We start from the raw sequence: 21,360 nt of genomic DNA, 5'->3' as shown, positions 1-21,360 counted from the left end.
CGACAAGTTAGCGCGAACCGTTCAGGGCACTGACCACACGCTCGGTCACCGTGTCGATTGCGCCGATGCCGTCGACGCGCTTGACGATGCCGCGCCCTTCGTACTGTGACACCACGCTCTCCGTCTGCTCGTGGTAGAGGTCCAGACGGTGCCGGATGACAGCCTCGTTGTCGTCGCTGCGCCCGTCAAGCTGCGCACGGTTGGTCAAGCGACGGACCAGTTCCTCGTCGGGGGCTGTCAACTGCAAAACCGCATCGAGCGTCAGTTCGTTCTGGTGCAGAATGTCATCAAGCTCGGTCACCTGGGCGGCGGTCCGTGGGTAGCCATCCAGAAGGAAGCCATCGCGGACGTCATCTTCCTTGAGCCGGTCGCGCACCATCGAGTTGGTGACGCTGTCGGGGACGAAATCTCCGGCGTCCATGAACTTTTTGGCTTCCACGCCAAGCGGGGTTTCGCGCTTGACGTTGTCCCGGAAGATGTCCCCGGTGGAGATTGCTACGACGCCGAGCCGTTCGGAGATCCGCGCCGCCTGTGTGCCTTTACCGGATCCGGGAGGACCGATTATGAGCATGCGTGTCATCGCAACAACCCTTCGTAGTGACGCTGCTGTAGCTGAGCGTCGATCTGCTTCACCGTCTCGAGTCCAACGCCCACCATGATGAGGATTGAGACGCCGCCGAAGGGGAAGTTCTGGTTAGCGTTGATCAGCACGAGGGCGATCAACGGGATCAGTGCTACCAAACCGAGGTAGATGGCTCCGGGGAGGGTGATACGGGACAGCACGTACTGGAGGTACTCGGCCGTTGGCCGGCCGGCCCGGATCCCGGGGATGAACCCGCCGTACTTCTTCATGTTCTCTGAGACCTCGTCCGGGTTGAACGTGATCGCTACGTAGAAGTAGGTAAAGAACACGATCATGGCGAAGTACAGGGCCATGTAGAGCGGGTGGTCGCCGTTTGCCAGGTAGGTGGTGATGAAGTTGACCCATTCCGGTGGCGGTGTCTGCCCATCGGTTGGGGTGTTGAACTGCGCGATCAGGCTGGGCAGGTACAGCATCGACGAGGCAAAGATGACCGGGATAACGCCAGCCATATTCACCTTGATCGGGATGTAGGTGCTGCTGCCGCCGAGGGTGCGCCGGCCGACCATCCGCTTCGCGTACTGCACAGGAATTCTTCGCTGCGACTGTTCGACGAAGATCACCAATGCGACAACGACCAGCCCGATGGCGATAACTGCCACGAAGACAGTCCAGCCCTGGGTGCGGAGGATCTCGCCCAGTGAGGTGGGGAAGCCTGCAGCGATGGCGGTGAAGATCAGCAGTGACATGCCATTGCCGACGCCGCGCTCGGTGATGAGCTCGCCCATCCACATGATGAGGCCGGTGCCTGCGGTCAGGGTGAGGATCAGCAGCAGGATGGTGATGATGCTGTCATCAGGGATGATCGGCACCGGGCAGTCACCCAGCAGCGCACCGGATCGCGCCAGGGAGACAAGGGTGGTGGCATTCAACAGGGCGAGTGCGATCGTCAGGTAGCGCGTGTACTGGGTCAGAGTGGACTGGCCCTGCGCGCCTTCCTGGTGCAGTTCCTGGAAGCGCGGGATCACAACGCGCAGCAACTGCGTGATGATGCTCGCGGTGATGTAGGGCATGATCCCCAGGGCAAAGATGGAGACCTGGAGGAGTGCGCCACCACTGAAAAGGTTCACGAACTCGTAGAGCCCGCCCTCGGTGTTACCGAGTTGCAAGCACTGCTGGACGTTGCCGTAGTCAACACCGGGCGCGGGAATGAAGGCACCCAGGCGGAAGATGGTGATGATTCCCAGCGTGAACAACAGCTTGCGCCGTAAGTCTGGCGTCCGGAAAGCCCGGCCAATAGCGCTAAGCAAGCGTCCTCCTGAAGGTCTTGGTGTCCATGGCGGACAGATACTCAACAACCGAGTCTAACGGTTGAAACCCGGTGCATTGGACCCGGGGGCGCGATTGATGCGCTGATAGGGCGTAAAAAAACTCTTGGTGGGCCGGATTGTTCCGGCCCACCAAGAGTCTAGTTGCTAGATCGGGTAGATCACAGCGGATCTATCTAGAGCCCGGTGACCGAACCGCCGGCTGCAGTGATCTTCTCTGCAGCGCTAGCTGAGTAGGCGTGTACCGTGACATCGACCTTGACGGTGATCTCTCCGGTGCCCAGTACCTTCACGGGCTGGTTCTTGCGAACCGCGCCGTTGGCGACCAGGCTGTCAACCGATACCTCGCCACCGTTGGGGTAGAGCTCCGAGATCTTGTCCAGGTTCACAACCTGGAACTCGACCCGGAACGGGTTCTTGAAACCGCGCAGCTTCGGAAGGCGCATGTGCAGGGGAAGCTGTCCACCTGCGAAGCCTGCCTTGACCTGGTAGCGGGCCTTGGTACCCTTCATACCCCGGCCTGCGGTCTTACCCTTGGAGCCTTCGCCACGGCCCACGCGGGTCTTGGCGGTCTTGGCTCCTGGAGCTGGACGCAGGTGGTGGACCTTGAGCGCGTGAACGCGCTCCGAGTCCCCTGTAACCGTGGCTGCTGCCACATTCTTCTCTGCCATTAGTTGGCCTCCTCAACCTTCACGAGGTGCGGAACCGTGTTGACCATGCCAACGGTAACGGCATCGGCGGTACGGACAACTGTGTGTCCGATGCGCTTCAGGCCGAGGGACCGCAGGGTGTCGCGCTGGTTCTGCTTGCCGCCAATGGCGGACTTGGTTTGGGTGATCTGAAGCTTCGCTGAGCTTACTAACACGCGCTTGGGAGTTGCCATTACGCACCTGCCTTTTGTTCCTGCATTGCGCGCAGCATCGACGAGGAAGCGACCTGGTCCAGTGGCAACCCACGACGGGCGGCTACTGCCTGGGGCTCTTCCAACCGCTTCAGGGCGTCAACGGTTGCGTGAACAATGTTGATGGCGTTCGAGGAGCCGAGTGACTTCGACAGCACGTCGTGGATACCGACGCACTCCAGTACGGCGCGCACCGGGCCGCCGGCGATAACACCGGTACCTGGGGAGGCCGGGCGGAGCAGGACTACGCCCGCAGCCGCTTCACCCTGCACCAGGTGGGGAACGGTGCCGCCAATGCGAGGGACCTTGAAGAAGGACTTCTTGGCCTCTTCAACACCCTTGGCGATGGCTGACGGAACTTCCTTGGCCTTGCCGTAACCGACACCGACCATACCGTTACCGTCACCGACGACAACCAGGGCGGTGAAGCTGAAACGCCGCCCACCCTTGACTACCTTGGATACGCGGTTGATGGCGACGACGCGTTCGACGAACTTGTCCTTGTCGTCTCCGCGACCGCCGTCACGGCCACCGCGGCCGCCGTCGCGACCGCCACGGCCGCCGTCGCGGCCACCGGCGCCGCTGTTGCGGCCACCGCGTTCTCCACGGGCACCACCCTTGCGGTCGTCGGCAGCTGCCGTTGCGGGTGCCTCTGCAGCCGGCGCTGTAGCAGCAGGCTGTTCAGTACCTGTACTCAATTCAGGTTCCTTTGCGTTGTTTTCCTCGGTCACAGTGCCAACCCACCTTCGCGGGCGCCATCTGCGATGGCGGCGATGCGGCCGTGGTACTTGTTGCCGCCGCGGTCGAAGACGACTGCTTCGATACCAGCGGCCTTGGCACGCTCTGCGACGAGGTTGCCCACGCGCTTGGCCTTGGCGGTCTTGTCACCGTCGAATGCACGGAGATCCGCTTCGAGGGTGGATGCCGAAGCAACCGTGACGCCCAGTCCGTCGTCGACAACCTGAACGAACATGTGCCGTGCGGACCGGTTGACTACCAGACGCGGGCGAACCGCTGTTCCGGTGATGCGCTTGCGCACACGGAGGTGGCGGCGTCCACGCTGGGCGGACTTGCTCTTGGAGCTTCGCTTCTTATTAATGCTGATAGCCATGATTATTTACCAGACTTTCCGACTTTACGGCGAACAACTTCGCCTGCGTAGCGCACGCCCTTGCCCTTATAGGGGTCCGGCTTCCGCAGCTTGCGGATGTTTGCGGCGACTTCGCCGACCTGCTGCTTGCTGATGCCGGAGACGGAAACCTTGGTAGGTCCCTCAACGGTCAGAGTGATGCCCTCCGGTGCCTTGACGGCTACCGGGTGGCTGAAGCCCAGTGCGAACTCCAGGTCGGAACCCTTAGCCTGCACGCGGTAACCGGTGCCGACAATTTCGAGGTTCTTCTTGTAACCGTCGGTGACACCGATGATCATGTTAGAGATCAGGGTGCGCGTCAGGCCGTGGAGCGAACGCGATTCGCGCTCGTCGTTCGGCCGGGTGACGGTCAGTGTGTTCTCGTCGAGATCAACCAGGATCGGGCTGGGCACGGTGTGGCTCAGCTCCCCCTTGGCTCCCTTGACGGACACCAGGTTACCGGTGACTTTTACCTCAACACCCGCGGGAACGGAGATGGGGAGACGTCCAATACGTGACATGTGTTTACTCCTTCTCTGTTCCGGCTACCAGACGTAGGCGAGGACTTCCCCACCCACGCCCTTCTTGGATGCCTGGCGGTCTGTCAGCAGTCCGGAGGACGTGGACAGGATTGCGATACCAAGGCCACCCAGCACGTGCGGCAGGTTGGTGGACTTCGCGTAAACGCGGAGTCCGGGCTTGGAAATGCGGCGGATGCCGGCGATTGAACGCTGGCGCTCAGGACCGAACTTGAGGTCGATGGTCAGCTTCTTGCCGACCTCCGCTTCCTCTTCCTTCCAGCCCGCGATGTAGCCTTCAGCCTTCAGGATGTCGGCGACGCGAGCTTTGAGCTTGCTGTATGGCATGCTCACGGTGTCGTGGTATGCGGAGTTTGCATTGCGCAGACGTGTCAGCATGTCTGCCACAGGATCTGTCATTGTCATGTGGGCTCTTGCCCTTCCTCGTAACGGTTTCCGGGGCCCGGTTTAGGGTGTCGGACTTGCGTCCTGCCCTGCCCGGTACGGACCTGGAACGTAGTTAGATTAATCTTCGGATTTGAACGGGAAGCCAAGCGCCTTCAGCAGCGCGCGGCCTTCGTCGTCGGTCTTTGCGGTGGTGACAACGGTGATGTCCATGCCACGTACGCGGTCGATCTTGTCCTGGTCGATCTCGTGGAACATTGACTGTTCCGTGAGTCCGAAGGTGTAGTTGCCGTTCCCGTCGAACTGGCGGCCGCTGAGGCCACGGAAGTCGCGGATACGCGGAAGGGCAAGCGAGACCAGGCGGTCAACGAATTCCCACATGCGGTCTCCGCGCAGAGTTGCGTGGCAGCCGATGGGCATTCCCTCGCGCAGCTTGAACTGTGCGATGGACTTGCGGGCCTTCGTGACCTGAGGCTTCTGACCGGTGATCTGGGTCATGTCGCGGACGGCACCATCGATGAGCTTGGAGTCCTTGGCGGCATCTCCAACACCCATGTTGACAACAACCTTGACCAGGCGAGGAACCTGGTTGACGTTGGTGTAACCGAATTCTTCCTGCAGTCCTGACTTGATTTCAGCGGCGTAGCGCGTCTTCAGGCGCGGGGAGATCTTTGTCTCTACGGCTTCGGTAGTCATTAGAGATCCTTCCCTGATGCCTTGGCGACGCGGATCCGGACCGTGCGCTCTTTACCGTCTTTTTCTACGGTATCGATGCGGTAACCGACGCGGGTCGGCTTGTTGGTCTCGGGGTCAACCACTGCAACATTGCTGATATGGATGGGGGCTTCAATGACCTCGATGCCGCCGGTCTTGGAGCCGCGCTGCGACTGTCCAACCTTGGTGTGGCGGGTAACGCGGTTGATTCCTTCGACGAGGACCCGGTTGTTCTCCCGGAATACCTTCAGAACCTTGCCCTGCTTGCCGCGGTCTCCGCCGCGTTCCTGCTTGGCTCCACTGATGACCTGAACCAGGTCACCCTTCTTGATCTTGAACTTCACTGCTTTGTTCGCTCCCATGGGTTAGAGCACCTCCGGCGCCAGCGAGATGATCTTCATGAAGCGCTTGTCGCGGAGTTCGCGACCAACGGGACCGAAGATACGCGTACCGCGTGGGTCGCCGTCTGTCTTCAAGATCACCGCAGCGTTCTCATCAAACTTGATGTAGGAACCGTCCGCACGGCGGCGTTCCTTCTTGGTGCGGACGATAACCGCCTTGACGACGTCGCCCTTCTTGACGTTACCGCCGGGAATTGCGTCCTTGACGGTGGCGACGATCACGTCGCCGATGCCTGCGTAGCGGCGTCCAGATCCACCGAGAACGCGGATGGTCAAGATTTCCTTGGCACCCGTGTTGTCGGCGACCTTAAGCCGCGACTCCTGCTGAATCACTTATTACTCCTGTCGTCGCGCTGGTTCTCTCTGCGAGCCTTGCGGAACGGATATGGGTTGGCCCCGTAATACTGGTCCTCAGCCTGTGCAGGCACGCGAACACGCCGGCACAAAGAAGCTGAACAAGATTATCGGGCTTTTGTCTCAATCGCCGGTGTGGAAGCTCATACCTCTAACCCACCGGACAGACAAGATTTTCATCTTATCGCGAAAGCGCCCCGGACGCGAAATCGCGGCTGCGAGATCACGACCGGGGCGCAGTCGTTTAGTGCGTGGAAATCGAGTGTGCCTACTTGGCGCGCTCGATAACCTCGACCAGGCGCCACCGCTTGGTAGCGGACAGCGGCCGGGTTTCGCTGATGAGAACGTGATCGCCGATGCCGGCGGTGTTCTCTTCGTCGTGGACCTTCACCTTGGTGCTGCGGCGAAGAACCTTGCCGTAGAGCGCGTGCTTCACGCGGTCTTCAACCTGCACCGTAATGGTCTTGTTCATCTTGTCCGAGACTACGTACCCGCGACGGGTTTTGCGGTAGCCGCGAGCAAGATCGTCCGACGTCGTTGCTTCACTCTTCTGTTCACTCACTTGGCGTCCTCCTTAGTTGCCTCGGTGCCCGCATCCGGGGCGTCTTTGGTGGAGGCCTTCTTGGACTTCTTGGCCTTCTCAGGCTTTGCTTCCTCAACGGGAGCAACGTAGTCAGGCCGAATGCCGAGCTCACGCTCACGCATCACCGTGTACAGGCGTGCGATATCGCGCTTCACTGAGCGCAGACGCCCGTGATTTTCCAACTGACCCGTAGCGGACTGGAAGCGGAGGTTGAACAACTCTTCCTTGCCCTTCCGGAGTTCCTCGACCAGGCGATCACGATCGAAGCCGTCCAGCTGCTCGGATGTCAGTTCCTTTGAACCTATAGCCATGTCTATTCACCACCCTCACGACGCACAATGCGTGCCTTCAACGGCAGCTTGTGGATTGCTAGGCGCAGGGCTTCGCGGGCTACCTCTTCTGATACACCGGAGAGTTCGAAGAGAACCCGACCCGGCTTGACGTTCGAAACCCACCACTCGGGCGAACCCTTACCGGAACCCATGCGGGTTTCGGCAGGCTTCTTGGTCAGTGGGCGGTCCGGATAAATGTTGATCCAGACCTTGCCGCCACGCTTGATGTGGCGGGTCATGGCAATACGTGCAGCTTCAATCTGACGGTTGGTGACGTATGCCGGGCTCAGAGCCTGGATACCCCATTCACCGAAGCTGACCTCAGTGCCACCGGTTGCAGCGCCGGAACGACCCGGGTGGTGCTGCTTACGGAACTTGACTCGACGTGGGATAAGCATTTAAGCCTGTCCTCCTTCCGCTGCTGCCGGAGCTGCAGCTTCAGCCGGTGCGGCAGTTGCCTGCGCCTCGGCGGGAGCGGAACCGGCCGGGTTACGACGACGACGGTCTGCACCGCGGTCACCGCCACGGTCAGCTCCTGCTGGTCCACGGCTTGGGCGGTCGCTTCCGCCGCCACGTCCACGCGATGGTGCTGCTGCAGCCTGAGCTGCGAGCTCCTTCGCGGTGATGTCGCCCTTGTAGATCCAGACCTTGACGCCGATGCGGCCGAAGGTGGTCTTCGCTTCGAAGAAGCCGTAGTCGATGTTCGCACGGAGGGTGTGCAGGGGCACACGGCCTTCGCGGTAGAACTCGGAACGGCTCATTTCAGCGCCACCCAGACGACCGGAGCACTGGACACGGATGCCCTTGGCGCCGGCACGCTGTGCCGACTGCATTGCCTTTTTCATCGCACGGCGGAAGGCCACACGTGAGGAGAGCTGCTCAGCAACACCCTGGGCAACAAGCTGAGCTTCCATCTCGGGGTTCTTGACCTCGAGGATGTTCAGCTGAACCTGCTTGCCGGTCAGTTTCTCCAGCTCGCCGCGGATGCGGTCTGCTTCGGCGCCGCGGCGGCCGATCACAATGCCGGGACGTGCAGTGTGGATATCCACACGGACACGGTCACGGGTGCGCTCGATCTCTACCTTGGCGATACCGGCGCGGTCCATACCTGTAGCCATAAGCTGACGGATCTTGATGTCCTCGCGGACATAGTCCTTGTACCGCTGTCCGGGCTTCTTGCTGTCGGCAAACCAGTGCGAACGGTGGTCCGTGGTGATACCGAGCCTGAACCCATGCGGGTTTACTTTCTGTCCCACTAGCGGACCTGCGCTTTCTCAGGGGTTGCTACTACAACTGTGATGTGACTGGTCCGCTTCAAGATGCGGAACGCACGGCCCTGAGCGCGCGGCCGGAACCGCTTCATCGTGGGGCCTTCATCAACAAATGCCTCGCTGATGATCAGGTTATCTTCGTCGAATGCGATGCCGTCCCGGTCCGCGAGGACCCGGGCGTTGGCGACCGCCGACTGTACTACCTTGAATACCGGCTCTGAAGCTGCCTGTGGGGCGAACTTCAGTATTGCCAGAGCCTCATTCGTCTGCTTGCCACGAACCAGGTTGACGACGCGCCGGGCCTTCATAGGCGTGACACGCGAAAAACGCGCAACTGCCTTGGCTTCCATTGCTTTCCTTCTCTCGTCTTCTGCCGCTAAGAGCAGCGCCTAGCGGCGCTTGCCCTTGCGGTCGTCCTTTACATGGCCGCGGAAGGTCCGCGTCGCAGCGAATTCGCCGAGCTTGTGCCCGACCATTGACTCTGTGACAAACACCGGGATGTGCTTGCGCCCGTCGTGCACGGCGATCGTGTGCCCCAGCATGTCGGGGATGATCATTGAGCGGCGGGACCACGTCTTGATGACGTTCTTGGTGCCCTTGTCGTTTTCACGAGCTACCTTTACGAAAAGGTGCTGATCGACGAAGGGGCCTTTCTTCAGGCTGCGTGGCATGTCTCCAGGCTCCTATCGCTTGTTCTTGCCGGAACGACGGCGACGCACAATGAGTGAATCGCTCTCTTTGTTTGGACGGCGGGTACGGCCTTCGGCCTTACCGTTCGGGTTCACCGGGTGACGGCCACCAGAGGTCTTACCTTCACCACCACCGTGTGGGTGGTCAACCGGGTTCATGGCAACGCCACGAACGGTTGGGCGGACGCCCTTCCAGCGCATACGGCCGGCCTTGCCCCAGTTGATGTTGGACTGTTCTGCGTTTCCAACTTCACCAATGGTGGCGCGGCAGCGTACGTCGACGTTGCGGATTTCACCGGAGGGAAGGCGGAGCTGCGCGAAGCGGCCCTCTTTCGCAACCAGCTGTACCGACGCACCGGCTGAACGGGCCATCTTGGCCCCGCCGCCTGGACGAAGTTCCACGGCGTGGATCACGGTACCAACCGGGATGTTCCGCAGTGGCAGGTTGTTGCCTGGCTTGATGTCAGCGCCGGCTCCGGCTTCCACCATGTCGCCCTGCTTCAGGCGGTTTGGTGCAACGATGTAGCGCTTGGTGCCGTCGACATAGTGGAGCAGTGCGATGCGGGCCGTGCGGTTGGGATCGTATTCGATCTCAGCAACACGGGCGTCAACGCCGTCCTTGTCGTGGCGACGGAAGTCAATCAGGCGGTACTGGCGCTTGTGGCCACCACCCTTGTGACGGGTCGTGATCTTACCGGTGTTGTTACGACCACCCTTTTTGGGGAGGGGACGTACCAGGGACTTCTCCGGTGTCGACCGAGTGATTTCTGCGAAGTCAGCAACGCTGGAGCCGCGGCGGCCAGGCGTTGTTGGCTTGTATTTACGAATAGCCATGTGTCATTTCCTCGTTAAAGTGGTCTCCGCCCTAACCGAGCGGACCGCCGAAGATGTCGATCGTTCCTTCTTTGAGGGTCACGATGGCACGCTTGGTGCCCTTCCGCTGACCCCAGCCGAAGCGGGTGCGCTTGCGCTTGCCCGAACGATTGAGTGTGTTGATCGAGTCGACCTTGACGGAGAAAATCTTCTCCACCGCCAACTTGATCTCTGTCTTGTTCGAGCGAGGGTCGACCAGGAAGGTGTACTTACCTTCGTCGATCAGGCCGTAGCTCTTTTCCGAAACGACCGGCGCAAGGACGACGTCGCGGGGATCTTTGGAGATGGTCGCGCTCACTTGGCGTCCTCCGTAGCTGTTGTGCTCTCGTCAGCATCTACGGTCGTGTCGGCTGAGCCGATAAACGTGTCGTAAGCGGCCTTCGTGAAGATCACGTCGTCCGAAACCAGCACGTCATACGTGTTGAGCTGGTCAACGTAGAGGACGTGTACTTCCGGGACGTTCCGCACGGACAGTGCCGTGAGATCGTTGGCGCGCTCGATAACGATGAGCAAGTTGGGACGCTCCGAGATGCTGCGAAGCGCTTCGATTGCACCCTTGGTGGACGGCTTGTCGCCGGACACGAGGGACTCGAGGACGTGGATACGGCCGTTGCGTGCCCGGTCAGAGAGGGCACCGCGCAGGGCGGCAGCCTTCATCTTCTTGGGGGTGCGCTGGCTGTAGTCGCGGGGGGTGGGTCCGTGGACGACGCCACCACCGGTCATGTGAGGGGCACGGATCGAACCCTGACGGGCACGACCTGTTCCCTTCTGCTTGAACGGCTTGCGGCCTGCGCCGGATACCTCTGCACGAGTCTTCGTCTTGTGCGTACCCTGACGGGCAGCAGCAAGCTGTGCCACGACGACCTGGTGCAGCAAGGGCACGTTGGTCTGCGTGTCGAAGATCTCTGCGGGGAGATCGACCTTTACAGTGTTGACAGCCATCTGGCTATGCTCCCTTCACGGCAGTGCGTACGAGTACGACCTGGCCGCGGGCGCCGGGAACGGCACCCTTGATCAGCAGCAGCGACTTCTCGGCATCCACACCGTGAACCGTGAGGTTCAGGGTGGTCTGACGAACGGCACCCATACGGCCTGCCATTTTCATACCCTTGAAGACGCGGCTAGGGGTGGACGCGCCACCGATCGAGCCGGGCTTGCGGTGGTTCTTGTGGGCACCGTGGGATGCGCCGACGCCGTGGAAGCCGTGACGCTTCATGACACCTGCGAAGCCCTTACCCTTGGTGGTGCCGATGACATCGACCTTCTGGCCGGCTTCGAAGATCTCAACAGAGAGCTCCTGGCCCAGCGAGTAGGTGTCAGCATCGGAGGTACGCAGCTCAACCACGTGGCGGCGAGGCGTGACGCCTGCCTTTTCGAAGTGACCGGCCAGAGGCTTGGTCACCTTGCGGGGATCGATCTGGCCGAAGCCGATCTGGACGGCGCTGTAGCCATCCTGGTCCGCCGAGCGGAGCTGGGTAATGACGTTGGAGTCAGCCTGGACGACAGTAACCGGCACCAGCAGGTTGTTCTCGTCCCAGACCTGGGTCATGCCGAGCTTGGTGCCCAGGAGACCCTTTACCTGACGCGTAAGTGAAGTAGACATTATGATCCGCTCTCCCTTACAGCTTGATTTCGATGTTCACGTCCGCAGGCAGGTCGAGACGCATCAGCGAATCAACGGCCTTGGGCGTGGGGTCAATGATGTCGATCAGACGCTTGTGAGTACGCATTTCGAAGTGCTCGCGGCTGTCCTTGTACTTGTGCGGTGAGCGGATAACGCAGTACACGTTCTTCTCCGTCGGCAGCGGCACTGGGCCAACAACCGTAGCGCCTGCGCGCGTCACCGTCTCAACGATCTTCCGTGCTGATACGTCGATGACCTCGTGGTCATACGACTTCAGCCGGATGCGGATTTTTTGTCCCGCCATGGCGTCTCGACTCTCTCTCTCAAGAATTCTTGAATATCTGTCAGTTCCTGCACGTGCTGCGCCCGTTGCACTGGCGCTCCTCCCACAGACTGAATCCGGATAGTTCCGGGTTCCTCACCCTGTGGAGGTACCGACCCCCGCGCTCGGGCGTGTCGCGGATTCTTCGCAAACTGATCCACCGGTTTGCATCCACGTTTCCAGCCGAACTGAAGTGAGGGTGGTTATATTTGGGCTAACCGCCCGGTGAACACTGACCCTGCATCAGGCATTATCCTGATCGGGACGGTATCTCAAACCGCGCGCGCAAGCGCTTGAACAACTTGTCCAGTTTGCCAGATATCAGGGCAGAAGGCTAATTGGCGACCCGACACGCCTTCCGCTGTGATGAACTTGACCCCGCCCCCTCCCCCGCCGGCCGACGTCGTCCCTACGGAAAGTGCCCGCCGTGCAGGAACGCTGTAGCGCGATCGCTCTCCTGCAGCTCCGCCACTTTCCTGCCGCCAGCCCGCAGCGCAACGCGGGATCTGCAGCCGCGCCACTTTGCTACTCCCCGCAAAAAAGGGAAGGCCCCGCTGCAGCGCAGCGGGGCCTTCCCTCAGTGACTCGTAAGGAGTTACTTGATGATCTTGGTAACGCGTCCTGAACCTACGGTCCGGCCGCCTTCGCGGATAGCGAAGCCGAGGCCCTCTTCCATAGCGATCGGCTGGATGAGCGCAACGGTCATCTCAGTGTTATCGCCAGGCATAACCATTTCAGTGCCCTCGGGGAGGGTAATGACGCCGGTTACGTCAGTTGTGCGGAAGTAGAACTGCGGGCGGTAGTTGGAGTAGAACGGGTTGTGACGCCCGCCTTCGTCCTTTGCCAGGATGTAGACGTTGGCATCGAAATCGGTGTGCGGGGTGATTGAACCCGGCTTGACGATAACCTGTCCACGCTCAACATCTTCACGCTTGATTCCACGGAGCAGGAGACCACAGTTCTCGCCTGCCCATGCTTCGTCGAGCTGCTTGTGGAACATCTCGATACCGGTAACCGTGGTCTTCTGGACCGGACGGATGCCGACGATCTCGATTTCCGAGTTGATCTTCAGGGTTCCACGCTCGGCGCGGCCCGTTACAACGGTGCCACGGCCGGTGATGGTGAAGACGTCTTCAACAGGCATCAGGAACGGCTTGTCCTTGTCGCGGACGGGGTCCGGAACGCTGTTGTCGACGGCGTCCATCAGGTCCTCAACGGACTTGACCCACTCGGCGTCGCCCTCAAGTGCCTTCAGGCCGGAGACGCGCACCACTGGTGCCTCGTCGCCGTCGAAGCCCTGCGCGCTGAGGAGCTCGCGGACCTCCATCTCGACGAGGTCAAGAAGTTCCTCGTCGTCGACCATGTCGGACTTGTTCAGCGCGACCAACAGGTAGGGAACGCCAACCTGGCGGGCAAGCAGAACGTGCTCGCGGGTCTGAGCCATCGGGCCGTCGGTCGCAGCAACCACGAGGATTGCTCCGTCCATCTGAGCAGCACCGGTGATCATGTTCTTGATGTAGTCAGCGTGACCGGGGGCGTCTACGTGTGCGTAGTGGCGCTTCTCGGTCTGGTATTCAACATGCGAGATGTTGATCGTGATGCCGCGCTGCTTCTCCTCGGGGGCCGAGTCGATGGACGCGAAGTCGCGTGCCTCGTTGAGATTGGGGTACTTGTCGTACAGCACCTTCGAAATGGCAGCCGTCAACGTCGTCTTTCCATGGTCAACGTGACCAATGGTTCCGATGTTAACGTGCGGCTTAGTCCGCTCGAACTTTGCCTTCGCCACGGGTTCCTCCTAGAACGTTTTGAGAAGATTTGCTTCCCAGCCGCGCTGTTCGCGGCTGAAACTGTTGCAAGTCTACTGGGGGCTTTTACTTTGATGAAATTACTGCATGCTTCAGGAGCCGGATGGCTCCGTCAGCTGGTCTGCGGAAAAGTTATTCGCCGCGGGTCTTCTGGATGATCTCGTCGGCAACTGCCTTCGGAACCTCCGAGTAGCTGTCGAACTTCATCGAGTACACCGCACGGCCCTGGGTCTTCGACCGCAAGTCACCGATGTATCCGAACATACCCGACAGGGGCACCATGGCCTTGATGACCTTGACGCCGCTGGCATCCTCCATGGACTGCATTTGGCCACGGCGGGAGTTGAGGTCACCGATAACTTCACCCATGTATTCCTCAGGGGTGCGGACTTCAACTTCCATCAGTGGTTCGAGCAGGACAGGGTTAGCCATCCGCGCAGCTTCCTTGAACGCCATCCGGCCGGCAATTTTGAACGCCATTTCGGATGAGTCAACGTCGTGGTAGGCGCCGTCAAGCAGTACTGCCTTGATGCCGACGACAGGGTAGCCGGCGAGCACGCCGTCGTTGAGGGCATCCTGGATGCCCGCATCGACGCTCGGGATGTATTCGCGAGGGATACGTCCACCGGTGACCTTGTTGTCGAATGCGTACAGGACGCCGTCTTCAACTTCCATCGGCTCGATGGCGATCTGGATCTTCGCGAACTGGCCGGATCCACCCGTCTGCTTCTTGTGGGTGTAATCGTGCTTGGCCACGGCGCGCTTGATGGTCTCGCGGTAAGCAACCTGGGGCTTGCCCACGTTGGCTTCGACGCGGAACTCGCGGCGCATGCGGTCCACGAGGATGTCCAGGTGAAGCTCGCCCATGCCGGCGATGATGGTCTGACCGGTGTCAACGTTGAGGGAGACCTGGAAGGTCGGGTCCTCAGCGGAGAGCTTCTGGATAGCCGTGGACAGCTTCTCCTGGTCACCCTTGGTCTTCGGTTCAATCGCAACCGAGATCACGGGGTCAGGGAAGCTCATCGACTCAAGCACGATCTGGTTGGCACTGTCGGAGAGGGTGTCGCCGGTAGTGGTGTCCTTCAGACCGATAGCCGCGTAGATGTGACCGGCAAGGGCTTCCTCAACTGGGATTTCCTTGTTGGCGTGCATCTGGAACAGCTTGCCGATGCGCTCCTTCTTGTTCTTCGTGGAGTTGGTCACCTGCGTGCCGGCTGAGATCTGGCCGGAGTACACGCGGATGAACGTCAGCTGTCCGAAGAACGGGTGGGTAGCAACCTTGAACGCCAGAGCCGAGAACGGCTCTTCGGTGCTCGGCTTACGAGTCAGTTCGACTTCCTCGTCCCGGGGATCGTGACCGATCATCGGGGGAACATCCAGGGGGTTAGGCAGGTAGTCGACGACGGCGTCAAGCATCGGCTGGACGCCGCGGTTCTTGAACGCAGAGCCACACAGGACCGGGTAGATCTCGGAAGCGATGGTCAGCTTCCGGATTCCGGCCTTGATCTCCTCAACGGACGGCTCTTCGCCAGCCAGGTACTTCTCCATGAGCTCGTCGTCAGCTTCGGCAACGGCCTCGAGCAGGCTTGCCCGGTACTCGTTGGCCCGATCCACGAGGTCAGCAGGGATCTCTTCGATCTCGTACTTGGCACCCATGGTGACGTCACCCTTGGAGTCGCCACGCCAGGTCAGCGCGCGCATTTCCACGAGGTCGACGACGCCTTCGAAGTCGTTCTCAGCACCAATGGGCAGCTGGATAACCAGCGGCTTGGCACCGAGGCGGCTGATGATGGTGTCAACGGTGAAGTAGAAGTCAGCGCCCAGTTTGTCCATCTTGTTGACGAAGCAAATGCGGGGAACTTCGTACTTGTCGGCCTGGCGCCAAACGGTCTCGGACTGAGGCTCTACGCCTTCCTTACCGTCGAACACTGCGACAGCCCCGTCGAGGACGCGCAGTGAGCGCTCAACCTCAACGGTGAAGTCGACGTGACCGGGGGTGTCGATGATGTTGATCTGGTTGTTGTTCCAGAAGCAGGTCACGGCGGCGCTCGTGATGGTGATGCCGCGTTCCTTTTCCTGTTCCATCCAGTCAGTGGTCGAGGCGCCGTCGTGCGTCTCACCAATCTTGTGGTTGACACCCGTGTAGAACAGGATGCGCTCGGTAGTAGTGGTCTTGCCAGCATCGATGTGGGCCATGATGCCGATATTGCGGACCTTGTTAAGGTCGGTAAGCACGTCCTGTGCCACGGTGTCTCCCTTATTCTTGGGTTTCTAGAAGTCGGAGTCTGGTTACCAGCGGTAGTGTGCGAAGGCCTTGTTCGACTCGGCCATCTTGTGCGTGTCCTCGCGGCGCTTCACAGCTGCTCCGAGACCGTTCGAGGCATCCAGAATCTCGTTCATCAGACGCTCGGTCATGGTTTTCTCGCGGCGAGCCTTCGAGTAACCAACGAGCCACCGCAGGGCAAGAGCCATGGAGCGGCCCGGCTTGACCTCGACGGGTACCTGGTAGGTCGCGCCGCCGACTCGGCGGGAGCGAACTTCGAGGGAAGGTTTGACGTTGTCCATAGCTTTCTTGAGTGCTGCGACGGGATCGCCACCACTCTTGGCACGGGCACCCTCAAGTGCGCCGTACACAATGCGTTCTGCTGTGGACTTCTTGCCGTCGACGAGCACCTTGTTGATCAGCTGAGTGACCAGGGGTGAACCGTAAACGGGATCTACAACGAGCGGCCGCTTCGGGGCCGGGCCCTTACGTGGCATTACTTCTTCTCCATCTTCGCGCCGTAGCGGCTGCGAGCCTGCTTGCGGTTCTTGACACCCTGGGTATCAAGCGCACCACGGACGATCTTGTAGCGGACACCGGGCAGATCCTTCACACGACCACCGCGCACCAGCACGATGGAGTGTTCCTGAAGGTTGTGACCGACACCTGGGATGTAAGCGGTAACTTCGATGCCGCCGTTGAGGCGCACACGTGCGACCTTCCGGAGCGCCGAGTTCGGCTTCTTCGGGGTGGTCGTGTACACGCGGGTGCAAACGCCGCGCTTCATGGGGCTGCCCTTCAATGCGGGCGCCTTGGTCTTGACGACCTTAGGTGTCCGGCCCTTACGGACCAGCTGGTTGATAGTAGGCACTTCTGCGTTCTCCGTAATGTCTAGAGATATTGGCTGTCGTTTGCGCCGAACCACAGGGGTAAGCCGGAACGACTTGACCGTAGGCGTGCGAAAATGTGGCATTCGTTGTACAAGTTCCCTACAACGCGGAGATACGTCCGCTAGGACGCCGATCCTCTGCCACACAAACAATTACCTCTACTCTAGCAGAGATCGGGCTGCGCCCCGATTCCGGGCGGGGACACCCGCCTGCCCCCCACTCCCTCTGCGGTCGCCAGACCCTGCCGAAGCAGTCGGTTAACGCGGTCGGCCCCGCACACCCGAAGGTGTGCGGGGCCGACCAGGAACAGTTCCGTTTAGCGGAACTCGGAACCCATGTCGTAGTCATCCAGAGGGATGGCGTGGAACTCGGGAGTCATCGAGCCCTCGACACCTGCGTAGTCGAAGTCGCTGAACGCGCTAGGACCGGTGAACAGGTTGGCCTTCGCTTCCTCAGTCGGCTCCACAGTGATCTTCGTGTAGCGATCCAGACCGGTACCGGCCGGGATCAGCTTGCCGATGATCACGTTTTCCTTCAGACCCAGCAGAGGATCGCTCTTTCCTTCCATGGCGGCCTGCGTGAGAACACGCGTGGTCTCCTGGAACGATGCGGCGGACAGCCACGACTCGGTGGCGAGCGACGCCTTGGTGATACCCATGAGCTCGGGACGGCCTGAAGCCGGCTTCTTGCCCTCGGACACCACGCGGCGGTTCTCGTCCTCGAAGCGGCGGCGTTCCGCCAGCTCTCCGGGAAGGAGGTTCGACTCGCCGGACTCGATCACCGTGACGCGGCGAAGCATCTGGCGGACGATAACCTCGACGTGCTTGTCGTGGATACCCACACCCTGGCTGCGGTACACGGTCTGTACCTCATCGACCAGGAATTCCTGGGCCTTGCGGGGGCCGAGGATCCGGAGGATCTGCTTCGGATCGACAGCGCCGAAGACCAGCTGCTGTCCAACCTCAACGTGCTCGCCGTCCGTGACCAGCAGGCGTGCACGCCGCAGGACAGGGTAGGCGATCTCTTCGGAACCATCGTCGGGGGTGACAACCAGCCGAAGCTGCTTCTCGCCGTCCTCGATGTTGACACGACCGGCAACCTCGGAGATCGGAGCGACACCCTTGGGGGTACGCGCTTCAAAGAGCTCCTGGATACGAGGCAGACCCTGGGTGATGTCCTCTGCCGACGCGATACCGCCGGTGTGGAACGTACGCATGGTCAGCTGCGTGCCTGGCTCACCGATCGACTGTGCAGCGATGATGCCAACGGCCTCACCGATGTCGACGGTCTTGCCGGTGGCCAGCGAGCGGCCGTAGCAGAGGGCACAGGTGCCCACGCTTGACTCGCACGTGAGCACGGAGCGCACCTTGATGTCGGTCACGCCTGCGGCAAACAGCTCGCCAATCAGGACGTCGCCGACGTCGGAACCTGCTGGTGCGAGCACCTTGCCCTTGGAGTCAACGACTTCGCTGGCCAGGGTACGGGCGTAGGCGGAGTTCTCGACCTCTTCGTGCAGGACCAGCTCGCCATCGCTGTTCGGCACCGCAATGGTGACGTTCAGTCCACGCTCGGTGCCACAGTCGTCTTCGCGAACGATGACGTCCTGCGACACGTCCACCAGACGACGGGTCAGGTAACCCGAGTTGGCGGTACGCAGTGCGGTGTCAGCCAGACCCTTACGGGCACCGTGGGTTGCGATGAAGTACTCCAGCACCGACAGGCCCTCACGGTACGAGGACTTGATCGGCCGGGGGATGATCTCACCCTTGGGGTTAGCCACCAGACCACGGATACCCGCGATCTGACGGACCTGGAGCCAGTTACCACGTGCACCGGAGGACACCATACGGTTGATGGTGTTGTCCTTCGGCATCGCGCCGCGCATGGACTCGGCTACCTCGTTGGTGGCCTTGTTCCAGATGTCGATCAGTTCCTGACGGCGTTCCTCATCAGCGATGAGGCCCTTGTCGAACTGGGACTGAACCTTGGCGGCCTGCTTTTCGTAGACCTCCATGATTCCGGCCTTGTTGATCGGGGCGGAGATGTCGGAGATCGCCACTGTCACACCGGAGCGGGTTGCCCAGTAGAAACCGGCATCCTTCAGGTTGTCCAGCGTTGCCGCCGTAACTACCTTCGGGTACCGCTCGGCGAGATCGTTGACGATGGTGGACAGCTGTCCCTTGTCGGCAACCTTCTCAACCCACGGGTAGTCGGCTGGCAGCGTGTCGTTGAACAGGACCTGCCCGAGGGAGGTTTCGATCAGCGCTGGCGTTCCTTCTTCCCAGCCTTCAGGCGCAGCGACATCAGCGCTGGGCACGAAGTGTGGGATACGGATCCGGACTACCGAGTTCAGGTGCAGGACACCCATGTCGAAGGCCATGATGGCTTCGGCCGGGGTGCTGAACACGCGGCCCTCCCCTGCTGAGCCCTCACGCTTGGTGGTGAGGTGGTGCAGGCCGATGATCATATCCTGCGAAGGCAGGGTCACCGGACGGCCGTCCGAAGGCTTCAGGATGTTGTTCGAGGAGAGCATCAGGATGCGCGCCTCGGCCTGGGCCTCTGGGCTCAGCGGCAGGTGAACTGCCATCTGGTCGCCGTCGAAGTCAGCGTTGAACGCACCACAAACCAGTGGGTGCAGCTGAAGGGCTTTACCTTCAACCAGCTGCGGTTCGAACGCCTGGATACCCAAACGGTGAAGGGTAGGTGCGCGGTTGAGCAGCACTGGGTGCTCGGTGATGATCTCTTCGAGAACGTCCCAGACCTGCGGGCGGTAACGCTCGACCATCCGCTTGGCGCTCTTGATGTTCTGTGCGTGGTTGAGGTCAACCAGGCGCTTCATCACGAACGGCTTGAAGAGCTCCAGGGCCATCTGCTTGGGCAGACCACACTGGTGCAGCTTCAGCTGAGGGCCGACGACGATTACCGAGCGTCCCGAGTAGTCAACGCGCTTACCCAGAAGGTTCTGGCGGAAACGACCCTGCTTGCCCTTGAGCATGTCAGAGAGCGACTTCAACGGACGGTTGCCCGGCCCGGTGACGGGACGGCCACGACGACCGTTGTCGAACAGGGAGTCAACAGCTTCCTGGAGCATGCGCTTTTCGTTGTTCACGATGATCTCGGGGGCACCGAGATCGAGCAGGCGCTTCAGGCGGTTGTTGCGGTTGATCACACGGCGGTACAGGTCGTTGAGGTCGGAGGTCGCGAAGCGGCCACCGTCCAGCTGAACCATGGGGCGCAGTTCCGGCGGGATCACTGGAACGGCGTCGAGCACCATGCCCAGAGGGCTGTTGGTGGTGGTGAGGAACGCGTTGACAACCTTCAGGCGCTTCAGGGCACGCGTCTTGCGCTGGCCCTTGCCGTTCTGGATGATGTCGCGGAGCATCTCGGCCTCGGCTGGCATGTCGAAGTTCTCAAGACGCTTCTTGATCGCTTCGGCGCCCATGGAGCCTTCGAAGTACAGTCCGTAGCGGTCGCGCAGTTCGCGGTACAGGCCCTCGTCGCCTTCAAGGTCAGCAACCTTGAGGCTCTTGAACCGGTCCCAGACCTGTTCGAAACGCTCGATCTCGATGTCGGCACGCTTGCGCACGTTCGCCATCTGACGGTCGGCGGAGTCGCGTGCCTTCTTCTTCTCGGCAGCCTTAGCGCCTTCACCTTCCAGCCGTGCAACCTCATCCTCAAGGTCCTTGGCAATGGTGGCGATGTCGGAGTCGCGCTGGTCGATCATCTGCTTCTTCTCAAGGTCGTGCTCGGCCTGGAGGTTCGGCAGTTCGGCGTGACGGTTTTCCTCGTCGACGGCGGTGATCATGTAGGCAGCGAAGTAGATGACCTTCTCGAGGTCCTTCGGTGCCAGGTCCAGCAGGTAACCCAAGCGCGAGGGAACGCCCTTGAAGTACCAGATGTGGGTGACGGGTGCAGCCAGTTCGATGTGGCCCATGCGCTCACGGCGTACCTTGGCGCGGGTAACTTCTACACCACAACGCTCACAGATGATGCCCTTGAAACGGACACGCTTGTACTTGCCGCAGTAGCATTCCCAGTCGCGGGAAGGTCCAAAGATCTTCTCGCAGAAGAGACCGTCCTTCTCAGGCTTGAGGGTACGGTAATTGATGGTTTCCGGCTTCTTGACCTCGCCAAAAGACCAACCACGGATTTCGTCCGCAGTGGCTAGGCCGATTCGCATGAGGCCGAAGGAGGATTCGCTGGACATATGGTCCCTGTTCTCTCTTTGTTCTCTAAATTCTTGAAGTCTTCATAAGGGGCGGGGAGGAGGCGTTCACGGGGTCACCGGTCTTCGCAGACCTGGCGACCACCGGCGCCATCCGGACCGGTGTTCGAAGGAGCGGCCTTTAATATTTCTAGGCCGTCCGCGGCCGACGAA

27 protein-coding genes are annotated in these 21,360 nt (G+C 60.7%); all 27 read right to left on the bottom strand.

The window, feature by feature from the left end; translation table 11 throughout:
• Nucleotides 1-7 precede the first annotated feature (7 nt).
• The 27 genes from HMI57_RS00260 to HMI57_RS00130 all read right to left on the bottom strand — a co-directional run bounded on the left by HMI57_RS00260 (nucleotide 8) and on the right by HMI57_RS00130 (nucleotide 21,189).
• Nucleotides 8-580, bottom strand: a complete 573-nt coding sequence (locus HMI57_RS00260) for an adenylate kinase (protein ID WP_171583912.1) — start codon at nucleotides 578-580, stop codon at nucleotides 8-10.
• A complete protein-coding gene (gene secY, locus HMI57_RS00255) occupies nucleotides 577-1,890 on the bottom strand; it encodes a preprotein translocase subunit SecY (RefSeq protein ID WP_171583911.1) in 1,314 nt (437 codons plus the stop codon). The genes HMI57_RS00260 and secY overlap by 4 nt, the downstream gene beginning before the upstream one ends.
• 194 nt (nucleotides 1,891-2,084) lie before the next feature.
• Entirely contained in the window at nucleotides 2,085-2,579 is a 495-nt protein-coding gene (gene rplO / locus HMI57_RS00250) for a 50S ribosomal protein L15 (protein ID WP_171583910.1), read from the bottom strand.
• Nucleotides 2,579-2,791: a 50S ribosomal protein L30 gene (rpmD, locus tag HMI57_RS00245; protein WP_171583909.1), complete on the bottom strand. Its 213-nt coding sequence runs from the start codon at nucleotides 2,789-2,791 to the stop codon at nucleotides 2,579-2,581. Before rpmD ends, rplO begins: the two co-directional genes overlap by 1 nt.
• Nucleotides 2,791-3,507 carry a 30S ribosomal protein S5 gene (gene rpsE, locus HMI57_RS00240; protein ID WP_171583908.1) on the bottom strand — a complete coding sequence of 239 codons (717 nt, stop codon included), beginning with the start codon at nucleotides 3,505-3,507 and terminating at the stop codon, nucleotides 2,791-2,793. Before rpsE ends, rpmD begins: the two co-directional genes overlap by 1 nt.
• A 29-nt stretch (nucleotides 3,508-3,536) precedes the next feature.
• A complete protein-coding gene (gene rplR, locus HMI57_RS00235; protein WP_019481508.1) occupies nucleotides 3,537-3,920 on the bottom strand; it encodes a 50S ribosomal protein L18 in 384 nt (127 codons plus the stop codon).
• 2 nt (nucleotides 3,921-3,922) lie between these two features.
• Entirely contained in the window at nucleotides 3,923-4,459 is a 537-nt protein-coding gene (gene rplF / locus HMI57_RS00230) for a 50S ribosomal protein L6 (RefSeq protein ID WP_171583907.1), read from the bottom strand.
• A 24-nt stretch (nucleotides 4,460-4,483) separates the two neighbouring features.
• Complete coding sequence (gene rpsH / locus HMI57_RS00225) at nucleotides 4,484-4,882, bottom strand: 30S ribosomal protein S8 (protein ID WP_019481506.1); 399 nt, start codon at nucleotides 4,880-4,882, stop codon at nucleotides 4,484-4,486.
• 99 nt (nucleotides 4,883-4,981) lie between these two features.
• Nucleotides 4,982-5,557 (bottom strand): 50S ribosomal protein L5, encoded by a 576-nt coding sequence (gene rplE, locus HMI57_RS00220; protein WP_019481505.1) that lies wholly within the window; start codon nucleotides 5,555-5,557, stop codon nucleotides 4,982-4,984.
• Entirely contained in the window at nucleotides 5,557-5,937 is a 381-nt protein-coding gene (gene rplX / locus HMI57_RS00215) for a 50S ribosomal protein L24 (protein WP_171583906.1), read from the bottom strand. Before rplX ends, rplE begins: the two co-directional genes overlap by 1 nt.
• 3 nt (nucleotides 5,938-5,940) lie before the next feature.
• Complete coding sequence (gene rplN / locus HMI57_RS00210; protein WP_019481503.1) at nucleotides 5,941-6,309, bottom strand: 50S ribosomal protein L14; 369 nt, start codon at nucleotides 6,307-6,309, stop codon at nucleotides 5,941-5,943.
• 289 nt (nucleotides 6,310-6,598) lie between these two features.
• The gene (gene rpsQ / locus HMI57_RS00205) at nucleotides 6,599-6,892 is read right to left on the bottom strand and encodes a 30S ribosomal protein S17 (RefSeq protein WP_318779119.1); all 294 of its coding nucleotides are present in this window, start codon (nucleotides 6,890-6,892) and stop codon (nucleotides 6,599-6,601) included.
• Nucleotides 6,889-7,224: a 50S ribosomal protein L29 gene (rpmC, locus tag HMI57_RS19450; protein WP_171583905.1), complete on the bottom strand. Its 336-nt coding sequence runs from the start codon at nucleotides 7,222-7,224 to the stop codon at nucleotides 6,889-6,891. The genes rpsQ and rpmC overlap by 4 nt, the downstream gene beginning before the upstream one ends.
• A 2-nt stretch (nucleotides 7,225-7,226) precedes the next feature.
• Entirely contained in the window at nucleotides 7,227-7,643 is a 417-nt protein-coding gene (rplP, locus tag HMI57_RS00195) for a 50S ribosomal protein L16 (protein ID WP_019481500.1), read from the bottom strand.
• A complete protein-coding gene (rpsC, locus tag HMI57_RS00190) occupies nucleotides 7,644-8,501 on the bottom strand; it encodes a 30S ribosomal protein S3 (RefSeq protein WP_171583904.1) in 858 nt (285 codons plus the stop codon).
• Nucleotides 8,501-8,866: a 50S ribosomal protein L22 gene (rplV, locus tag HMI57_RS00185; RefSeq protein WP_024475619.1), complete on the bottom strand. Its 366-nt coding sequence runs from the start codon at nucleotides 8,864-8,866 to the stop codon at nucleotides 8,501-8,503. Before rplV ends, rpsC begins: the two co-directional genes overlap by 1 nt.
• 39 nt (nucleotides 8,867-8,905) lie before the next feature.
• Nucleotides 8,906-9,187 (bottom strand): 30S ribosomal protein S19, encoded by a 282-nt coding sequence (gene rpsS, locus HMI57_RS00180; RefSeq protein ID WP_019481497.1) that lies wholly within the window; start codon nucleotides 9,185-9,187, stop codon nucleotides 8,906-8,908.
• A 12-nt stretch (nucleotides 9,188-9,199) separates the two neighbouring features.
• Entirely contained in the window at nucleotides 9,200-10,039 is an 840-nt protein-coding gene (rplB, locus tag HMI57_RS00175) for a 50S ribosomal protein L2 (RefSeq protein WP_171583903.1), read from the bottom strand.
• A gap of 31 nt (nucleotides 10,040-10,070) precedes the next feature.
• On the bottom strand, nucleotides 10,071-10,376 hold the full coding sequence (rplW, locus tag HMI57_RS00170; RefSeq protein WP_019481495.1) for a 50S ribosomal protein L23: 306 nt from the start codon (nucleotides 10,374-10,376) through the stop codon (nucleotides 10,071-10,073).
• Nucleotides 10,373-11,020, bottom strand: coding sequence for a 50S ribosomal protein L4 (gene rplD, locus HMI57_RS00165; protein ID WP_171583902.1), 648 nt, complete (start codon nucleotides 11,018-11,020; stop codon nucleotides 10,373-10,375). Before rplD ends, rplW begins: the two co-directional genes overlap by 4 nt.
• A 4-nt stretch (nucleotides 11,021-11,024) precedes the next feature.
• Nucleotides 11,025-11,681 carry a 50S ribosomal protein L3 gene (gene rplC, locus HMI57_RS00160; protein WP_171583901.1) on the bottom strand — a complete coding sequence of 219 codons (657 nt, stop codon included), beginning with the start codon at nucleotides 11,679-11,681 and terminating at the stop codon, nucleotides 11,025-11,027.
• Between the two features lie 16 nt (nucleotides 11,682-11,697).
• Nucleotides 11,698-12,006: a 30S ribosomal protein S10 gene (gene rpsJ / locus HMI57_RS00155; RefSeq protein ID WP_003803825.1), complete on the bottom strand. Its 309-nt coding sequence runs from the start codon at nucleotides 12,004-12,006 to the stop codon at nucleotides 11,698-11,700.
• Between the two features lie 613 nt (nucleotides 12,007-12,619).
• Nucleotides 12,620-13,810: an elongation factor Tu gene (gene tuf / locus HMI57_RS00150; RefSeq protein ID WP_171583900.1), complete on the bottom strand. Its 1,191-nt coding sequence runs from the start codon at nucleotides 13,808-13,810 to the stop codon at nucleotides 12,620-12,622.
• A 151-nt stretch (nucleotides 13,811-13,961) separates the two neighbouring features.
• Nucleotides 13,962-16,076, bottom strand: coding sequence for an elongation factor G (fusA, locus tag HMI57_RS00145; protein WP_171583899.1), 2,115 nt, complete (start codon nucleotides 16,074-16,076; stop codon nucleotides 13,962-13,964).
• Between the two features lie 42 nt (nucleotides 16,077-16,118).
• The gene (gene rpsG, locus HMI57_RS00140; RefSeq protein ID WP_019481489.1) at nucleotides 16,119-16,589 is read right to left on the bottom strand and encodes a 30S ribosomal protein S7; all 471 of its coding nucleotides are present in this window, start codon (nucleotides 16,587-16,589) and stop codon (nucleotides 16,119-16,121) included.
• Entirely contained in the window at nucleotides 16,589-16,963 is a 375-nt protein-coding gene (gene rpsL / locus HMI57_RS00135) for a 30S ribosomal protein S12 (RefSeq protein WP_019481488.1), read from the bottom strand. Before rpsL ends, rpsG begins: the two co-directional genes overlap by 1 nt.
• A gap of 335 nt (nucleotides 16,964-17,298) precedes the next feature.
• Nucleotides 17,299-21,189, bottom strand: coding sequence for a DNA-directed RNA polymerase subunit beta' (locus HMI57_RS00130; RefSeq protein WP_171583898.1), 3,891 nt, complete (start codon nucleotides 21,187-21,189; stop codon nucleotides 17,299-17,301).
• Nucleotides 21,190-21,360: the final 171 nt, after the last annotated feature.

The sequence above is a fragment of the Arthrobacter sp. 260 genome (genome assembly GCF_013116745.1).
GTDB lineage: Bacteria > Actinomycetota > Actinomycetes > Actinomycetales > Micrococcaceae > Arthrobacter_D.
Note: the sequence above shows the minus strand (reverse complement) of the source record. Positions and strands in the feature narration are given on the sequence as shown.